11 protein-coding genes and 1 rRNA gene are annotated in these 15,221 nt (G+C 38.2%); 5 read left to right on the forward strand and 7 right to left on the reverse strand.

The window, feature by feature from the left end:
• Window positions 1-92 precede the first annotated feature (92 nt).
• The 5 genes from trhA to CUS89_RS04295 all read right to left on the reverse strand — a co-directional run bounded on the left by trhA (window position 93) and on the right by CUS89_RS04295 (window position 8,368).
• Window positions 93-734 carry a PAQR family membrane homeostasis protein TrhA gene (gene trhA, locus CUS89_RS04275; RefSeq protein WP_010736330.1) on the reverse strand — a complete coding sequence of 214 codons (642 nt, stop codon included), beginning with the start codon at window positions 732-734 and terminating at the stop codon, window positions 93-95.
• A gap of 91 nt (window positions 735-825) precedes the next feature.
• Complete coding sequence (locus CUS89_RS04280) at window positions 826-1,671, reverse strand: class C sortase (protein WP_104871166.1); 846 nt, start codon at window positions 1,669-1,671, stop codon at window positions 826-828.
• Between the two features lie 39 nt (window positions 1,672-1,710).
• Window positions 1,711-3,576, reverse strand: a complete 1,866-nt coding sequence (locus tag CUS89_RS04285) for a SpaH/EbpB family LPXTG-anchored major pilin (protein WP_104871167.1) — start codon at window positions 3,574-3,576, stop codon at window positions 1,711-1,713.
• On the reverse strand, window positions 3,573-4,925 hold the full coding sequence (locus CUS89_RS04290) for an isopeptide-forming domain-containing fimbrial protein (protein WP_104871168.1): 1,353 nt from the start codon (window positions 4,923-4,925) through the stop codon (window positions 3,573-3,575). Before CUS89_RS04290 ends, CUS89_RS04285 begins: the two co-directional genes overlap by 4 nt.
• A complete protein-coding gene (locus tag CUS89_RS04295; protein ID WP_104871169.1) occupies window positions 4,922-8,368 on the reverse strand; it encodes a vWA domain-containing protein in 3,447 nt (1,148 codons plus the stop codon). The genes CUS89_RS04290 and CUS89_RS04295 overlap by 4 nt, the downstream gene beginning before the upstream one ends.
• A gap of 354 nt (window positions 8,369-8,722) precedes the next feature.
• Here CUS89_RS04295 and CUS89_RS04300 point away from each other — a divergent pair, with 354 nt between their 5' ends.
• Window positions 8,723-10,219, forward strand: coding sequence for a helix-turn-helix domain-containing protein (locus CUS89_RS04300; protein ID WP_104871170.1), 1,497 nt, complete (start codon window positions 8,723-8,725; stop codon window positions 10,217-10,219).
• A gap of 62 nt (window positions 10,220-10,281) precedes the next feature.
• Here the strand turns inward: CUS89_RS04300 and efp are convergent, their stop codons facing one another.
• Window positions 10,282-10,842 (reverse strand): elongation factor P, encoded by a 561-nt coding sequence (gene efp / locus CUS89_RS04305; protein WP_104775552.1) that lies wholly within the window; start codon window positions 10,840-10,842, stop codon window positions 10,282-10,284.
• 375 nt (window positions 10,843-11,217) lie between these two features.
• Between efp and CUS89_RS04310 the strand changes: the two genes are divergently transcribed.
• The 4 genes from CUS89_RS04310 to CUS89_RS04325 all read left to right on the forward strand — a co-directional run bounded on the left by CUS89_RS04310 (window position 11,218) and on the right by CUS89_RS04325 (window position 14,712).
• Entirely contained in the window at window positions 11,218-12,135 is a 918-nt protein-coding gene (locus CUS89_RS04310) for a PLP-dependent cysteine synthase family protein (protein ID WP_104871171.1), read from the forward strand.
• Window positions 12,136-12,183: 48 nt separating this feature from the next.
• Window positions 12,184-13,332, forward strand: a complete 1,149-nt coding sequence (locus CUS89_RS04315) for a cystathionine gamma-synthase (protein WP_104871172.1) — start codon at window positions 12,184-12,186, stop codon at window positions 13,330-13,332.
• 152 nt (window positions 13,333-13,484) lie between these two features.
• The gene (locus CUS89_RS04320; protein WP_010736339.1) at window positions 13,485-13,943 is read left to right on the forward strand and encodes an S-ribosylhomocysteine lyase; all 459 of its coding nucleotides are present in this window, start codon (window positions 13,485-13,487) and stop codon (window positions 13,941-13,943) included.
• Window positions 13,944-14,241: 298 nt separating this feature from the next.
• Window positions 14,242-14,712, forward strand: a complete 471-nt coding sequence (locus CUS89_RS04325) for a glutathione peroxidase (RefSeq protein ID WP_074802092.1) — start codon at window positions 14,242-14,244, stop codon at window positions 14,710-14,712.
• Between the two features lie 221 nt (window positions 14,713-14,933).
• On the opposite strand, the gene rrf is transcribed toward CUS89_RS04325, so the two are convergent.
• A 5S ribosomal RNA gene (gene rrf, locus CUS89_RS04330) occupies window positions 14,934-15,049 on the reverse strand.
• Window positions 15,050-15,221: the final 172 nt, after the last annotated feature.

The following is a 15,221-nucleotide window of genomic DNA, read 5'->3' on the forward strand; positions in this document are numbered from 1 at the left end:
AAACACTTTTTATTTTCACATGATTTTCTTAGAAATAGACAAAAAAACTGACCAATTTCTTGGTCAGCTTTTTAAAGTAAAATTTTCTTAAATCAATTACTTACATAGATTGCTAAAAACATCAACGCTGCACCTAACATGACAAATAGATGCCAGATCACGTGGGTGAATCGTCTGCTTTTCATGCTATAAAATAGTGATCCTACAGAATAGGCGATTCCTCCGCCAACTAGCAGTAGTAAGCCAGTCAAATCGATATTCTGATAGAGCTTAGGTAGCACAACGATGATTGCCCAACCCATCACATTGTAAATGATCGTTGAAACTTTTGAAACCTTGTTTGTCTTCGTTAACGTCAAACATTTATATATGATGCCAATCACTGCTGTCGCCCAAATGACACTGAGCAAAACTAGCCCTGTCGTTCCTTGTACGACTAGCAGACAAAATGGCGTGTAGGTTCCAGCAATCAAAAGGTAGATCGAACAATGATCAAATACCTGGAATACTTTTTTTGCTTTCGTAAAAATCAAACTGTGAAATAACGTAGAAGAAAAGAAAAGCAGAAAAAGAGAACTACCATAAATCGCAAAAGCGACATAATCTAAGGTCGTATGGGCGCGATCCATCAGCAAATTGAAGCAAAGCAGACTTAATAAAGCTGCAATCCCATGGGTCACCGCATTTAATACTTCATTGACGATTTGGTACTTTCGGCTAAATTCTATCTCCATCTTGATCCACTCCATTTCGTTTGTTCAATTTCATTATACATGAAGGATGTACTGTTTACAAAAACTTTAGCATCTAGTTTCGAAAACTATATCATTTTTTAATAACTTTTGTAAAATATTTTATCATCATGATAAGAAATAGCAACAAAAACACACTGATCAAGCCATTTACGAGTAAAAACGCAGTACGCTTCGCCTGTTTCACTTTTTCTAACGATTTTTTTATTTCTTCTGGTTCAACAGCGACCCTATGCCCGCGCACTAGTAAACGGTGACTATTGACCATATATGGAGTACAAGTAACCAGTGTGACTAAATCTTGATTTTCTTGGATTTGCAGCGCTTCTGTTTCTGTCGGTGCGACAGTTTTGATCTGATCGACTTGATACGCAAGATACTGTCTATTGATTTCAATATAAAAGTAATCTTCTATTTTTAATTGAGGTAAATCTGTAAACAATTTTGCTTGCGGCAAGCCTCGGTGGCTGGAAAGTACCGCATGTGTCGATTTGCCTCCGATCGGGTATGAGGTGCCCTCGAGCAGACAAGCTCCTTTTTCCAATAGTTTCGTCGTTGTTTGATCAAAAATCGGTAAGCTGACATTGATTTTGGGGATCGTCAAAACACCAACGGTATGTGATTCGATATACGATTTCTGAGATTTTTGATCATTCTTTTTTTTCTTGGAAAATGGGTCTGCTTCTGGCATCGCTTCGTTTGATGCCAGTTGTTCATTTTTTTTGATCATCCGCTTTTGTAATTCAGCAAGTTCTGTCGCATGTTCAGATTTTGCCTTTTTTTGATAATTTTTGATGATCTGTTGGTCGAGATAATCATTCAACGTATCACTGACAAAAGGATACGCCAAGCTGAGGACACCGATAAAAAATACCGAGAACATGATTAGATCTAACAGACACCATTTTTTTTGTTTCATTTTATTCTCCTCAGCGAGTCACTTATTCTTCATTTGAGACTAAACTTTTGGTCGTTTCAGCCAGTACGCACCCACGATTGTCAGTAAAACCACACCTAAGAAAATGTACAATGAAATGCCTTTGCCACCAGTTGCTGGTAATGTCCCTTTGTGCTTGTTTGGTACTTTCTCTGGTGCAACCAATTCACCTGCAACAGCATAAGATTGCTGATCGACCTTGAACGCCATTCGTTCAGTTAGTTTCACATAATTGTTTGGTGCTTTTGTTTCTTCTAAATAATACGTTCCATAAGACAATCCTGTGATATCCACTAATCCATCACTTGTTGTCGTGAAAATCGTTGCTTCTTCCTGTGAAGTCGTCCACGTTACTGCTTTTGTTACTGGATCAATGATCAAATATTTCGCTGTTGCTGCATCTTGATCACGTACCACAAACGAAGCGTCTGCTAATGGTTTGATATCAGCTACTGCTCCATCTACTTTAATGAATCGTTTCCCACCTGTCAGTACCTCCACAGTTGGTGGTGTTTGATCTGTCGTATGTCCAGTATCAACATTTGCTTCGTTGTTATAGCCTTGGGTTGGTTCTGCTAACTGATTCAAATGCATATAATAAACAAAACGCAACGTACCACCTGGAGTCAATGAAGGAATATAAGTTGGTTCAATCGCTACTGTGAAGCCGTTTGTTTGTTCAGTTACGTGGTAATTTGTTGAATCAATGATTGTTTCACCATCGTAAAGTGCATAACCTGTTTCTCCCGTTGATTGGTTCATGAACGTTAAAGCTGGATCATGTGTATCAATCAATTTGAAGGTGGTGTATTTATTATTTGATCCTTCTTTATCCGCGATTCCAAGAGGAATATTGACGCTGATCTCATAATTGATCGGTTCCCCGATTGCTACGTCTTGCCCCTCTAATTGCGGCGTTTCTTTTTCTACTTTCGTCGTATCATTTTTCACTGTAAGTTCAACTGGCGTTTGGTTGCCAGTCACAATTGTGAATGGTGTCTTCGTTTGCTCAGTGATCATCGCTGCATTTTCAGGTGCTTTTACTTCTTCTAACACATATTCGCCAACTTCTAACCCAGTAATGAGCATTTGGCCTTTCTCTGCTTCTTTTTCAGCAACGTCCTCTTCACCGATTTCATAGCTTTTGCCAGTCACAAAGTGTTTTGCTTTAGATTTATCAGTTGTCCATGTATACATTCCTTGTGCCACACCATGCAAATATTTGGCAACACCTGCATCTTCTTTCACAATGACAAATTCCGCACCGTTTAGTGCTTCGCCTTCTGCTGAACCTACTTTTTTGACCTTCAGCGTTCCTTCATTTTCCACGACATTTTTAGGATATAAATGAACTACGTCTAGTTCTTCTGTCCCATATTGATAGGAACCGTCGGATTGTTTGATCAGTTCATATACTGGAAATGCCACAACCATATTTGCAGCAGCTGTTACTCCTGATTTTGCTTCTTCTTCAATCACATAGACCGCATCTTTTCCAGCTTGTTTTTTTGGCAATGCTAAAGAAAGATCCCCCTGAGCGTCTGTTGTACCAGAAAGAAGAGCTGTGCCAGAAGTCTGTGATTGGACGATTGCTTTTGCTTCTTCAATCGTCGCACCATTTTTTCTTGCTTCAGCAAATGATTCGGTGACATCATACACATGGAACGTCACATCTGCCAACCCTTGATAGCTGTTGAATTCAGTCATTTCTTTCCCTGTATTTTGGATCTCTTGTTGTGGGAAATCTAACATTTTCTTTTTATGGATCACCAATTGTGCATCCGTTCCTTCAGCAAACACTTGTGGATTAGGAAGCAATGCCACCAGTGTAAGTAGTGATGAAATAAGACATAGTAATACTTGTTTGAAATTTTTTCTATTCTTCATTCTTCTTTACTCCTATTCTTTTGATAAATAATGAAACTACCTATGATCGATATGCCACCAATCATACCAACACTTATTTTTTCTTCAGTTGTTTTTGGAAAAAGAAAAGTCGTTTCTTGTTTCTGATTAGTGATTTTCAATGGTTCACTAGGTTGTCCATTGATGGCATATGACATACTTTTTACGACAAACGAGATAGCATACGGATTTCTTTTATACCCTTTTGGTGCTTTGATTTCTTCAAGTAAATATTCTCCGTCTGCTAAGCCATTGATGGAAAATAAGCCATTTCGATCAGAAGTCAGCGTTATGGCATCTCTCGCTCGTTTTTTCCAGCAATATTTTCCATCTTTCAAATGCAGGTATTCTTCCTGTTGGTTTTTGATCAGAAACATTGCATCTTCTAGCACCTGTTGTTCCTTATCTGTTGTAACTTTTTGAAACCACTTCCCCCCTGTTCGAATACGGGTACTTCGTGACAATGATGCTGTTCCGATGTCTAATGTCGCTTGATTGATGATCGATTGATCAGCGATTGCATCTTGTAGTAAACGCATCTGATAGTTGATCCTCACTGTTTTACCTGCCAGATCTTGCAAGTCTTGACCGTTAAACGCAATACTGAATCCTTGACTATGGCTATGAAACGTCAGATTTTCCAAGCATTTTTCTTCACTGTGGACTTTGAGAGATTCAGCTAGCAACTCCAATTCTTTCGTCGCAGTGTCAGTGACCACACATGTTTCTTCAGTTGCTAACCCATTTGGAAACTGGATATTCAATTGATAATAGATCTTTTCACCAATCGAATAAGTGTTTTTTTCCTCTACAAGCTTTTTTTCAAAGACGATCGCAGAAGGCTCTTGGTTCATTTTAGGATAGAGATGGATTGCTTTTTGTGGGTGATCATCTGAATCATAAAGAGGCAAAACCACGACTACATTTTGTGATCCTACAAACGTATCTGCTATGTGAGTGGTTTCGTTTACTAAATACACGTTACCTATTTGATTCGTTGACTCACGTAGATCAAAGATTGCTACATCTTCTCCATCATTGTTCGACTTCACCAGTTTTTCCATTAGAAAAGAACCTGCTGAAGTACCTTGTCGCGCAATGATTTGTTGTGTTTCTTCGACAGTAAATCCTTTTTTACGTAATTGATAAAATGATTTCGTCACATCGTAAACCGCAAAACTCGCTTTATGAGATTCCGTTTGTTTCTCTGATGAGGGCTGGGTAGTATGGACAATCAACTGGACCATCTCTTGTGTTTGGGCGACACACGTTTTGGCACCACCAACTAACAGAAAAGGCAACAACAGCAAGAACCAATAATACTTGGTCACCTTGAAATGCCTCCTCGTCTCATCCCCCTTGAATAAACGACAAATGAAACAATCGCAAGGATACCTAATAATAAGAAGCCAAGTCGGCCAGATCCTCCCGTTTCAGGCAGTGGGATCAATGCCTGATTGGTGATGACCAAATGGATTTGGTTGTCCGTATGATCATTTTGTAACTGAACTTCTGTTGGTTCACCATCTACAGTTACTTTTCCATCCGTTTGGATAACAATCTGCACGGGTTGTTCTAACCCCAGATAGCCTTCTGGTGTTTTGATCTCCTCCAACGTGTACTCACCCGGTTTTAGGTTCTCAAAAACAAACGTATCAGTTGCTTTATCATCGTTTGGTAATTCAATCTGTCCATCTGGACCGGATAGTCGGAAGACTGCTCCTTTTAACGCCTGTCCTGTATCCGTTTGCTTTAGAACTGTTAAATCAAAAGGTTTGATTTGATTCATATGCGTCAATGTCCAAACGGTATCTTCCTCTACATTTTCTCCGTCATAGAGAATCGTACCGTAAAGGTCAACTTTAAATTCATAGTTTCCTGGAATCGTATCGTAACCAAGCGGTCCTGCTGTTTCTACTAAGCGATATTCACCCGCTTTTTGTATCACGAATTCTGCCAATCCTGATGACGCGGTAACTTCCTCTTTCAGTGTATGATAGGTTCCTGTTTCTCCTTTTATTTGTAAAGCAAAAGTTGCTCCTGCCAGATTGATTTTTTGTTTGTCCTTTTCGGTATATTTTCTTATGGCTATCGGAAGGTCTGCAAATGGATTCTCAATCGTCAATTGGATCACTTGATCAGTGACTGTAGCTTGTTGTTTGTCCACTGTTACTTCCCCATTTTCAGAAATAGCAATTTCCCACGCCTGCTTTTCCGATTTTTCATGTCCAGCAGGTGCACTGATTTCTGTCAATGTATAAGATTTTCCTTTTTCAAGGCGTGTGCCTTCTGGCAATGAATAGGTACCATCCTCATGGTCGATCAGCTGAATCTCCTGACTTTCAATCGTTAGTTGAAACACTGCTCCTTTTAAGAGATGGTCAGCTGACGAAGTTTTCTTGGTTATTTTTAAATCTAAAGGAACAAATTGTTTTTTATTTTTCCAAGTCGTTGCGTTGACTTTTTCTGATTGATATCCTGGTACATCCAACTCATTCACCGCTTCATAGTGAAATTCTTGCCCTTGATTGTTGTATTTTGGCAAGCTGAGGGTTTCACGAGACGCTTCACTGGACGCTAGAAGTTTGGTGATATTGGTTCGCTCCCAGACATTGGTGTTCTCATCTTCCGGTTTACTTAATTGGACATAGCCACTTTCCCAACTAGATGTTTCAGTGATTCCTGTTCGCTTGATTTCGTAAATCACTTTCTCTGGTCGAGTCGTCGTATCTTGATCAAATTCTTCCCATTCTTTGAAAAAATCAAGAGATACACCTGGTGCTTTGGCTGACGGCACACCGAATTTAGCAAGAACATCTGGGTTGCTCGTTGGTTGGAAGATTGTTTGCCCATTCATTTGATACCAAGTATCCGGCTCGAACATGTTACTTTCTGTTTGGAGTCTCACTTGGTAGTGTAGTTGGATTTCCTGCCCTTTTTCTAAATAGATTTGCTCGACTTTGATCGTTTGCCCATCAATAGAGAGAAGTGGGTCAATCGATACAGGAGTTGTCCCGACACTTGTAACAGAAGCGCTGTCTGGTTCATAAACAAATGGATCAATGATTGGATCAGTGATTTTTCCATCAACGACTGTTCCAGAAAGCTGCACAGCTTTTTTAGCTAGATAATCAGCAATATCTGTAGACTCATTGGCAGATTCATAATATAACGTACCGTCTTCACTAGTAGACACCATCTTCCGCATCCGTTTTTCTACTTCTTCTTTCGTGATTCCTTCTGTTTCATCTCCTTGTAGCTGGATACCTAGACCATGGATCTCAATGCCTCGCTGTTTCATTGCCATTGCTTCACCGATTGTGGCTGTAAATGTCGAATTGATCCAGCGCCACTGTAAATCTTGATCTTTAACTGGTACGAGATAAGGTGGGGAAATTTTTGAAGTATAGTCAGGGTGATCAACACGATTGGTAAAAGTCGCGCCATAATAACTACCATCTTCTTCAGTCACCACACTGGCTACTTGATAGGAACTTGTTGGCACACCATCTGTTAGTAAAACGATCACTTTTTTATGATCATTTTGTTCCGATAACATTTCACCTGCTTGACGTAATCCATTTTGAGTGAACGTCCCACCACTTGTTGAATCAGGTGTCGCTGCTTGGATTTCTTCCTTTACAGAATCAAATCCCGCGATCGGAATCCTGCGATTGGCGTAGCCTTCACTAGAAAAACCAACATAACCTAAATTGATTTTTTCCGTTACACCACTTTCTGATAAGGTATCGACAAAGCGATCGATCCCCTTTTTCACCTCAACAATCCGATTTTCCTCATTCATACTGCCAGACCAGTCGACAACCAGAACGACATCTAAAGGAGTGATATTTTTCTGGGTATTTCCTCGAACATTCAGATACAAGTCAAACAATCCAGGAGTCGCTGTCTCTTTGGCAAATTTTCGGATGGCATAATCGGCATCCTCTTTTTCCCCACCATATTCAATATAAGAATTGTTGCGATTGCTTGGATTGCCATCCCAACCCTTCAGCCCGTCCCATTGCTGTTGCCCTTGGCGATTGCCTTGATGGTTACGCACATATTGATTATTATCCGGTTGCCACATTGCCTTAGGGTATGTTCCTTGCTCATCTGTGATATATTCTGGTTCAATCGTAGGTAACTCTTTAGGTTTCAACTGTTCATTGAATAATTGTGGTTGTTCAAACGGACGATATTCGTTTTTGGCTACCGATGAATCATCCGACACCTCACTGTTTTCAGAAGAAGTCGTGGTTTCAGACGTTGGTTCACTCGTTTGTGCAGTGTCCTGATTCTCGTTATCTATAGAAAATGAAAAGGAAGCTGGTTCAGATAAAAGTAACTGACCCGTTTTTTCTTCTATCTGAATATTGAGTTGAAATTCTTTGCTCGTACTCGGTAATTCAATGGTCCATTCTTTTTCTTCAATGGCTTGAGAAAAATCACCTGCTAGCCATTTTCGTTGTTGTTCATCTGTATATTCTTGATATTCCTGAGAAGCATAAGAGGAAAGCAGATTCGTTTCAGGTGCATCTTTTGGATGTAACTGGAATAAAAATCGGTTTTCTTTTGTTTGCTCATTTAATCGATACACGACCGTTAGCTGACGATCTATTTTCCTAACACTGACTTTCCCGTATTCATTGTTTAATACCTCTATCGTTCCTTCTTCATTGGCTGCCACAGTCCTTCCTTTTTGAAAATAGAAATAGGTGGCGAAAAATAGAAAAAATAGACAGAAAACGGTCACATATTTTCGCTTCTTCATTTATGGATACCTCCTTAAAAAAACTTTAAAATTCAATTAGATAATATAAAAAAATGAAAAAATTCACTAATCTTTCTAGTTCTCTTCTCTTTTGTCTCTAACTATTGAATTATAGTTATTTTAAGGAATCTTAAACTTTATATAGTAAAACTAATACATTTAACGAATTGTTATTTAAAATCAATTTATTGTTCTTTTCTCTCACAAAATATACTCAATGAGCGATAAATTTGAGACATATTTTAAAAGAATGTTTCTAAATCCTGTATAGTTTTTTTAGAAAATTGAGACAAGTATTTACAAGGAAAAATAAATACGGTATTAATAATAAAAATATAAAAAGAAGGTGAAGAATTGATTGAAAAAATTTTATTAGATGACCATTCAAGAATGAAATTAAGCGTGTATGGAAAGGTGATGACCTTATTGCCGGGGGAATATAGTTTAGATCATGTACGAGAAAACTTAGATTTCTATTTCAGTGCCACTCGTTTCAAAAAAATCCTATGTGCTATACAAGATGATTTAGAACAATTTACTGATATTAAACTGTTACATACTAAAAACAAGTTATCCATTCCTGAACAACTTGTTCAATATACTCAATACCAACATTACCTATCAACAGAAAGTGTTCCTTATAAATTATTAATCAGTCTTCTGACTGAACAAGATGAAGATCTGGCAGCTTTTTGCAATCGTCACTTTATCAGCCGCTCAACGTGTTTTCGGCAAACGAAAAAATTGGCTGAATATCTGAAGGAATACAATATCAACTTGAATTTATCGAATCTTACCTTATCTGGTTCTGAAACGCTGATTCGTATCATCTTTTTCAATTTCTTTTGGTTTGTTTCATTAGGGGAAAGTCTCGATAGCATTCCTTACAGCCAAGAAGTTCGCGCATTGATTTATAAGCACGAAGGTCCACAGCTCAAAAATAAGTTCGACTTAGGAAAAAAACAAGCCAGTCTCCATTGTCTGATTTGTTTGCTGAGGATCGAAAATGATCATTTTACGGATATCTATCGATTATCGAGAGACTCCTTTATTCCCAGTAAAACAAACATTGACTTTTTTTACGACTTCTTCAAAATTGCGGATCTTCGTTTAGATATCTTAGAAGTAAACTCTTTGTTTTATTTATTCTATTATTGGCCGTTCCTTACTTCTAATCAAGATATCCGTGTGCCGATCGTTCACCATTCCTATCAACAACCGAGTAATGAGATCAAAGCTATTTTAGAGGAATTTCAGGAGCATTGTCAGACATTTATCGGTACATTCCATTTTGAAAAAGAGCCCGCTTTACTTTTGAATCTCTATCTATCCATCGGTAACTTTAGCATGTTCAAACAAAAAATTCCTTTGACCACACTATTTATCTCTTCTTATATTCAAGATAAATATCCACTTTTACGTATCTTGACAATCAAAATCGAAGGATTTTGGAAAAAGGTGGCACAACGAAAAAACTACACATGGCTGAAATCATGTGTAAGTGAACTAGCCTTTCTACAAGCCTGTTTACTTTATCCATATTATTCAGAAATCGATGAAAACTATAAATTGAAAGTTGGGTTTGTCAACGTCTCTGAGCATCTGATTTCCGCAGAGATCATGAATTTAGGCAAGAAGATCCCCTTTGTAGATATCGAGCGACTCACACTTCCCATCACTGAAGAGTATGATTTTTTCATCTTGGGTTCCCCCTTATTGATCCCTGCTGGTCTTGATTCTTCTAAATATACAGTTCTTGATTTTTGTCATTATAGAGACTTTGAGACAAAGCTGTATCAAAGACTGTTAGAAGTCCACCATTTAAAGTTACAGACATTGTTTGCTAGTTGACTGATCAATGTAAAAAAAGCTTTTAAGCAAGATGCTTAAAAGCTTTTTTTGACTACACTCGATTATTTTGCACGTTTTACGTATGAACCTTCTGCCGTATTGATTTCTAATAATTCATCCGTTTCAATGAAGTCAGGAACATTGACTACTAAACCTGTTTCCATTGTTGCAGGTTTACCAGAACCAGTCACTGTCGCACCTTTGATCGATGGTTGCGTTTCAACGACACGTAAGACAACTGTAGTTGGTAATTGGACACCAATCACTTCGCTACCGAAGAATTGGATTTTTACTTCCATGTTTTCTAAGATAAATTTCATTTCATCTGCTACAGTTTCTACAGGTATCTCATATTGTTCGTATGTTTCTAGATCCATAAAGAATGCTGTATCATCCATTGTGTATAAGTATTGAACTGGCTTTGTGTCAATGTGTGCTTTTTCGAATTTTTCATCTGGTCTTAATGTTGTATCGTAAGTAGCACCAGTACGTACATCTTTCAGTTTCATACGCATCACAGTATTTCCTTTACCAGGTTTGTGATGGCTTGCATCAATTACTTTGATCAATTTTCCGTCTTGGACAAATGTCATTCCGGCTTTTAAATCGCTTGCTGAGATCATTATTTTTTGCTCCTTTTTTTCTTAATCATAATCACCCTTATTGTATCAGACAAACGTCTATAAAACTAGGAAATTATTGCTTTTCAAATGATAGTCTTTGACTTTCTTATTTTTTCATGCTATTTTTAATTAAATCATTATTGGAGGGATAAACATGGCAATCAATTACTTAAAACAATTGAAGTGTTGTTGTTGTATGGTGTATAAAAACAGCATACTGTTTGCCATGTCTATTAATTGCCCTTCATAGTTGAGTGAAAGTTCTCTTTCTGTAGTGAAAGTGTTCTCTTTCTTAGTCTTTCAATTTATGATCTTACGAGGAGCTGATTAAATAGTCAGCTCCTTTTTATTTTACTTTTTTGGAGGTTTGGATTCGTGATCATCTCATCAATTACTGAAGCAATCGGGCACACGCCCATCTATAAATTTACAGCGAAAGATTTTCCTATGCCAAAAGATTCCGTGATCTATGCAAAACTGGAATACTTGAATCCCGGAGGTAGCATCAAAGACCGTTTAGGTTTGTATTTATTGACTTCCGGTCTTGAAAACGGAAAAATCGATCAAGAAACAACGATCATTGAGCCAACTGCTGGTAACACAGGGATCGGTCTAGGTCTGGCAGCTTTGAAATTCAATTTAAAAACAATTTTTGTCGTACCAGAAAAATTTAGTATAGAAAAACAAAAAATCATGCAGGCACTAGGCGCAAAAATCGTACACACTCCTACAGAAGAAGGAATCGTTGGTGCCATCGAAAAAAGTAAACAATTAGCCTCTGAGATCCCAAATAGTTATGTTCCCTTGCAGTTTGAAAACCCAGACAATCCAGCCACTTATTACCAAACATTGGGGCCCGAATTGTTTCAAGAATTGGAAGGTTCAATCAATAGCTTTGTTGCCGGTATTGGAAGTGGTGGTACATTTGCTGGAACAGCAAAATTTTTAAAAGAACGTTTACCTGAACTTCGCTTGATCGGTGTTGAGCCAGAAGGATCGATTTTGAATGGTGGACCTTCACATGGGCACGAGATTGAAGGCATCGGCGTTGAATTTGTCCCCCCCTTCCTGAATGATTTAGCAATTGATCAATTTGAAACTATTTCTGATGCGGAAGGATTTGCTTATACCCGTCAACTAGCAAAAGAACACGGATTATTGGTAGGCAGCTCAAGCGGAGCCGCTTTTGCCGCAGCCTTAAAAGAAGCGCAACGTTTACCGAACGGACAGTCTATCCTGACCATATTTCCAGATACATCCGATCGTTACTTATCAAAAAATATTTATCTGTAAGCAACAGACGAAACGATAAACTCAATGAAGAAATTGGAGGAAACAATTATGCATATTCAAACAAAATTGATCCATGGTGGTATTAGTGAAGATCCGACAACCGGTGCAGTTAGCGTACCTATCTATCAAACATCGACTTACCGCCAAAATGCAGTTGGACAACCAAAAGAATACGAATATTCACGTTCAGGTAATCCAACACGTTTTGCTTTAGAAGAATTGATCGCAGACTTAGAAGGTGGCGTTCGTGGCTTTGCCTTTGCCTCAGGTCTAGCAGGAATCCATGCAGTGTTTTCCTTGTTCCAATCTGGGGATCACATTCTCTTAGGCGATGACGTCTATGGTGGGACCTTCCGTTTATTTGATAATGTTCTTACAAAAAATGGGTTAGAGTATACCATCGTCGATACAAGCAATCTTGCACAGATTGAAGAAGCGATTCAAGACAATACAAAAGCTTTATACCTAGAAACGCCAAGTAACCCCCTATTGAAAATCACTGATTTGAAAGCAGGCGCTGCGATTGCAAAAAATCATGACTTATTAACGATCGTGGATAACACATTTGCTACACCTTACTTCCAAAAGCCTTTAGAATTAGGTGCTGATATTGTTTTACACAGTGGCACAAAATATCTAGGCGGGCATAGTGATGTCGTTGCTGGATTAGTTACGACAAACAACCAAGAGTTGGCGGATCAAATCGGTTACTATCAAAATGCGATCGGTAGCGTATTAGGTCCACAAGATAGTTGGTTGATGCAACGTGGGATCAAGACTCTTAGTGTGCGTATGGAAGAACATCAAAAAAATGCCTATGCTGTAGCTGAATTATTAGCGAACCATCCTGAAGTTGAATCAGTCTATTACCCTGGTCTACCAACTCATAATAATCATGAAATTGCGAAACAACAGATGTCAGGTTATAGCGGAATGGTTTCCTTTACCTTGAAAAACGACGCAGATGCCATTCCTTTTGTAGAAGCCTTGCAACTATTTATCCTCGCTGAAAGCTTAGGTGGTGTCGAAAGTTTAGTGGAAATTCCTTCTGTGATGACTCATGCCTCTGTACCTAAAGAAAAACGCGAAAAAGCTGGAATCAAAGACGGATTGATTCGTTTATCTGTAGGAATCGAGTATGCCCAAGATCTTTTAAATGATTTGAACCAAGCCTTTACTCAATTGAAAAATCACTGATCCATTTTATCTACAAAGAATCGAAAAAAATCAGTCAGTTTTCTACACCTGACCTGCAATAAGTGTTAGAATTTAGATAAATCGACCCAATCTTTTTAGAGGATTTTCATTCCCCCTAAAAAGAATCATCAAATAGTTAGGAGTAATTCAATATGAAAATGAATGTCGAAAGTTTTAATTTAGACCACCGTAAAGTAAAAGCCCCTTATGTTCGTGTCGCCGATCGTAAAAAAGGAGAGCATGGCGATTTGATCATCAAATACGATGTACGTTTCAAACAGCCAAACAAAGAACACATGGATATGGCAGGTTTGCATTCTTTAGAACATTTAACTGCCGAAAACATCCGTAATCATGCAGATTATATTGTAGACTGGTCACCAATGGGATGCCAAACAGGCTTCTATCTTACTGTCATCAACCATGAAAATTACGACGATATTTTAGATGTTTTAGAAAAAACGATGGAAGATGTGCTACAAGCGACAGAAGTTCCAGCAAGTAACGAGATCCAATGTGGTTGGGCTGCAAACCATACGTTAGAAGGCGCACAAGCTTTAGCGCGTGAATTTTTAGCAAAACGTGATGAATGGTCAGACGTCGGAGTATAAGCAGACCATAAATTTATTTAAGAATAATGGAGATTGAGGAAAGTGACCTCCATCTCATAGCCATAAGCCGTAAAAGACAAAAAGAACATGCCAAATCTTTGTCTTTTACGGCTTGTTTTGGTAAGTTATGAGAAAGACAAATTGGCGTGAACATTAAGAGAAAACTCAAATAATATCTCTTAGTTTTCCATTTTGGCTGATGTTCGAAGGCGTTGACTTTCGCTCATCCTGTATTTCAGTTTAGGGGACAACATCAGCAAACCCTTATTATACATCAATAAATAGGAGGAAAAAACGAATGGATATCTATGATTTTAATGTCACATTAGAAAATGGGACAACTTACTCGTTGGACAAATACAAGGGGCACCCTATGATCATCGTTAATACTGCAACAAAATGTGGTTTGGCGCCACAATTTGAACAGTTGGAAGAACTTTATCAGACATATCAGGAAAAAGGTTTAGTGGTACTAGGATTTCCATCGAATCAATTCAAGCAAGAAGTAGCTTCTGCAAATGATGCTGCCGAAGCCTGTCGAACAACGTATGGCGTTACGTTCCCCATGCACCAACTAACGGTGATCAATGGCGGAGATGCTGATCCTCTATTTGATTATTTAAAAGAACAAGCACCAGGTACTTTGACATCTGCGATCAAATGGAATTTTACAAAATTCCTTATTGATAAGGACGGTCAAGTAATTGAACGTTTCGCGCCAAAAACTTCACCATTAAAAATGAAAGAAGCAATCGAAGCCATTCTTTAGTCAAGATGCAATAATCGGATAAACAACATTTTGGATTATTGATCAAATGAAACTCACTTCTATTTAGAGAAAAGCTTAGATCGACTTAAATAAAGTACATGACCTTGAAATTTCTTTTTTCAAGACCATGTATTTTTTTGACTAGAATACTGACAAGAATTTTTACTATTTCAAAAAAGCAGACAAAAAACAGCTGAACTTTCGTTCAACTGTTTTCATTTGCGTGGCGGCGTCCTACTCTCACAAGGGGCAACCCCTCACTACAATCGGCGCTAAGAAGCTTAACTTCTGTGTTCGGCATGGTTACAGGTGTATCCTTCTCGCCATCGCCACCACACTTGGTGTTATCTATATTGAGTAAATCTTGTTCACTCAAAACTGGATTTGAAGTATCAGTAAGAAACTCTCCGAGTTTTTTCATTTTATTTTGGTTAAGTCCTCGATCGATTAGTATCAGTCCGCTCCATACATCACTGTACTTCCACTCCTGACCTATCTACCTGATCATC

The organism is Enterococcus mundtii, assembly GCF_002947535.1.
In the GTDB taxonomy this organism is placed as follows: domain Bacteria; phylum Bacillota; class Bacilli; order Lactobacillales; family Enterococcaceae; genus Enterococcus_B; species Enterococcus_B mundtii_B.

Bases quoted from the DNA above. Each gene is read 5' to 3' on its own strand.
- trhA (WP_010736330.1), bottom strand. From the start codon at position 734: ATGGAGATAGAATTTAGCCGAAAGTACCAAATCGTCAATGAAGTATTA.
- CUS89_RS04280 (WP_104871166.1), bottom strand. From the start codon at position 1,671: ATGAAACAAAAAAAATGGTGTCTGTTAGATCTAATCATGTTCTCGGTA.
- CUS89_RS04285 (WP_104871167.1), bottom strand. From the start codon at position 3,576: ATGAAGAATAGAAAAAATTTCAAACAAGTATTACTATGTCTTATTTCA.
- CUS89_RS04295 (WP_104871169.1), bottom strand. From the start codon at position 8,368: ATGAAGAAGCGAAAATATGTGACCGTTTTCTGTCTATTTTTTCTATTT.
- efp (WP_104775552.1), bottom strand. From the start codon at position 10,842: ATGATCTCAGCAAGCGATTTAAAAGCCGGAATGACATTTGTCCAAGAC.
- CUS89_RS04315 (WP_104871172.1), top strand. From the start codon at position 12,184: ATGCATATTCAAACAAAATTGATCCATGGTGGTATTAGTGAAGATCCG.
- CUS89_RS04320 (WP_010736339.1), top strand. From the start codon at position 13,485: ATGAAAATGAATGTCGAAAGTTTTAATTTAGACCACCGTAAAGTAAAA.
- CUS89_RS04325 (WP_074802092.1), top strand. From the start codon at position 14,242: ATGGATATCTATGATTTTAATGTCACATTAGAAAATGGGACAACTTAC.